The 3,019-nt window shown below is 61.9% G+C and carries 2 protein-coding genes and 1 pseudogene; all 3 read left to right on the plus strand.

What is annotated here, in order from left to right; all coding sequences use genetic code 11:
* Positions 1-81, plus strand: a pseudogene (locus WA702_RS15080) (c-type cytochrome); the annotation flags it as partial.
* A 363-nt stretch (positions 82-444) separates the two neighbouring features.
* Positions 445-2,337, plus strand: coding sequence for an extracellular solute-binding protein (locus tag WA702_RS15085; RefSeq protein ID WP_425111332.1), 1,893 nt, complete (start codon positions 445-447; stop codon positions 2,335-2,337).
* 14 nt (positions 2,338-2,351) lie between these two features.
* The coding region (locus tag WA702_RS15090) for an ABC transporter substrate-binding protein (protein WP_425111333.1) at positions 2,352-3,019 on the plus strand (668 nt) is incomplete at its 3' end.

Here is a 3,019-nt window from a genome sequence, read left to right on the forward strand (position 1 = left end):
GCCTCCGAGCGCGCCGACGTGATCGCCTATCTGAACTCGCTGTCCGATAACCCGAAGCCGCTGCCCACCGCGGCCAAGTAAGCCCTTTTGTCTGGTGGAACGGCCTGATGCCGGTCACGGACAAGCAGAGCGATATCAAACGGCCAGGGTCATCCCTGGCCGTTTTCGTATGAGATGGCCGTTATTCGCAACGGTTTTGGGACCTTTCGCCGCAGCGCGGCCGTTCACAAGCCGGTATCATGAGGAAAAAGCAAGGTTATTTGTCGAAACCTTTCCTTATATTGCCCCCTCAATGAGTGGAACTCGCGATCCCGGCCAGTTTTTTCCAGACGGCACGAACCACGGCTTGTTGTGGGAGTCATGCTCAAGAGATAAGCGGGCGCAAAGGCAGTTCGTCCAGGGGTGTTTTCGCCTTGGGCGACCTCGTTCAAAGGAAGTCTTGATTTGGCGATCACCCGACGACAACTCCTGCAAAGCACCGCTTTTGCCGCCCTCACTCCGGCGCTCGGCGCCACGGCCACGCTCTCCATCTCCGCAACAGCGCAGGCCGCACCTGAGCCGGCCTGGCGCCACGCACTGTCACTGTTCGGAGACATCAAATATCCGGCCGACTTCAAGCGCTTCGACTACGTCAATCCCGATGCGCCGAAGGGCGGCACGGTGCGGCAGATCTCGATTGGCACCTTCGATAACTTCAACTCCGCGGTCGCCGGCACGAAGGGCAATATCGCGGGTGCGGTCGGCCTGCTCTACGAGTCGCTGACCACGAGCGCGATGGATGAGCCGGAAACCAGCTACGGCCTGCTGGTCGAAGCGATCTCCTACCCGGACGATTTCGCCTGGGTGAAATACCGCCTGCGCAAGGATGCGCGCTGGCATGACGGCAAGCCGATTACGCCGGAGGATGTCGTCTATTCGTTCGATGTGCAGAAGAAGCAAAGTCCGCGCGCGTCCTTCTATTATCGACACGTGACCAAGGCCGAGAAGACCGGCGACGGTGAGATCACCTTTACCTTCGACGCGCCCGGCAACCATGAACTGCCCTCGATCGTCGGTCAGCTCACGGTGCTGCCGAAGCACTGGTGGGAAGGCACCGGCAGCGACGGCAAGAAGCGCGATATCTCCGCGACCACGCTGGAAAAGCCGCTCGGCTCCGGACCCTACCGGATCAAGGACTTCGTCGCCGGACGGTCCGTGACGCTCGAACGCGTCAAGGACTATTGGGGTCTCAATCACCCGACCCAGATCGGCACCAACAATTTCGACGAGATGCGCTACGAATACTTCCGCGACAATCTAGTGGCGCTGGAAGCCTTCAAGGCCGATCAGATCGATTGGATCATGGAGAACTCGGCCAAGCAGTGGGCGACCGCCTATGACTTCGCGGCGGTGACCGAGAAGCGGGTCATCAAGGAACAGTTCCCGATGCGGAACATCGGCCGCATGCAAGGGTTCGCCTTCAACCTGCGCCGCGACATGTTCAAGGATGTGCGGCTGCGCCGCGCCTTCAACTACGCATTCGATTTCGAGGAGATGAACAAGCAGCTGTTCTACGGCGCCTATAAGCGCATCAACAGCTACTTCGCCGGTCTGGACGAGCTCTCCAGCTCGGGGCTGCCCGAGGGCGAGGAGCTCGCGATCCTGCAGACCGTGAAGGACAAGGTGCCGGCGGAGGTGTTCAGCACGGCCTATGTCAATCCGGTCGGAGGCAACCCGGAAAACGTGCGCGCCAATCTGCGCGAGGCGACGCGGCTGTTGAAGGAGGCCGGCTTCGAGATCAAGGACCACAAGCTGGTCGATCCCTCGGGCAAGCCGGTCAGCGTCGAATTCCTCACCGAAACCGAGAGCATGGAACGGCTGATGCTGTTCTACAAGCCGTCGCTGGAGCGCCTGGGCGTCACGGTGTCGATCCGAATCGTCGATAGCGCGCAATATGAAAACCGGTTGCGCGCATTCGATTTCGATATCACCACGCATGTCTGGCCGGAATCGCTGTCGCCCGGCAATGAGCAGCGCGAATTCTGGGGCTCGCAGGCCGCGAGCAATCCAGGGGCGGAGAACATCTGCGGCATCCAGAATCCTGCGGTCGACGCGTTGATCGACCGCATCATCTTTTCGAAGACGCGCGACGAGCTGGTCGCCGCGTCCAAGGCGCTTGATCGCGTGCTGCTGTGGAATTTCTACTGCGTTCCGCACTATCTGTCGGGCACCATGAACTACGCCCGCTGGGACCGGTTCAGTCATCCCGAGCCGCTGGCGAAGTACGCGATCTCCGGACTTCCCAATTTGTGGTGGTGGGACGCCGCAAAGGCGGCCAAGACGGGTGGCCGCTCTTGAGCCGGCGCCGGCTTATGCTGTCGCGCCGCGGCGTGCTCGGCCTCGGTCTCGGCGCCATCGGCGCCACGCAGTTTCGTCTCGCGTCGGCCACGGGCGGCACCGAAGCGCAGGCCGGATCACACGGCATGTCGGCGTTCGGCGACCTGAAATACCCGGCCGACTTCGCGCATTTCGACTACGTCAATCCGGATGCGCCGAAGGGTGGGCTATTCTCGTTCATCCCGTCGGCACGCGCCTACAACCAGTCGTTCTTCACCTTCAATTCCTTCAACGCCTACATCATGAAGGGCGAGGGCGCGCAGGGCATGAGCATGACCTTCGCGACCCTGATGGCGGCGGCGGCCGACGAGCCGGACGCGCTGTACGGCTACGCGGCCAAGTCGGTGGCGATCTCGCCCGACAAGCTGACCTATCGCTTCAACCTGCGGCCCGAGGCGCGGTTTCACGATGGCTCCAAGATCACGGCGCAGGACGTCGCGTGGTCGCTGACCACGCTGAAGGAGAAGGGCCACGCGCTGATCGTGACGCAGACGCGCTTCATGGAGAAGGCCGAGCCGCTCGACGACGCCACCGTGGTCGTGACGTTCGCCAAGGATCGCGCCCGCGACGTACCGCTGTTTGTCGCGAGCCTGCCGATCTTCTCCAAGGCCTACTACGCTGCGCATCCGTTCGAAGAATCCAC

This window comes from Bradyrhizobium sp., from assembly GCF_049798375.1.
Taxonomy (GTDB): Bacteria; Pseudomonadota; Alphaproteobacteria; order Rhizobiales; family Xanthobacteraceae; genus Bradyrhizobium.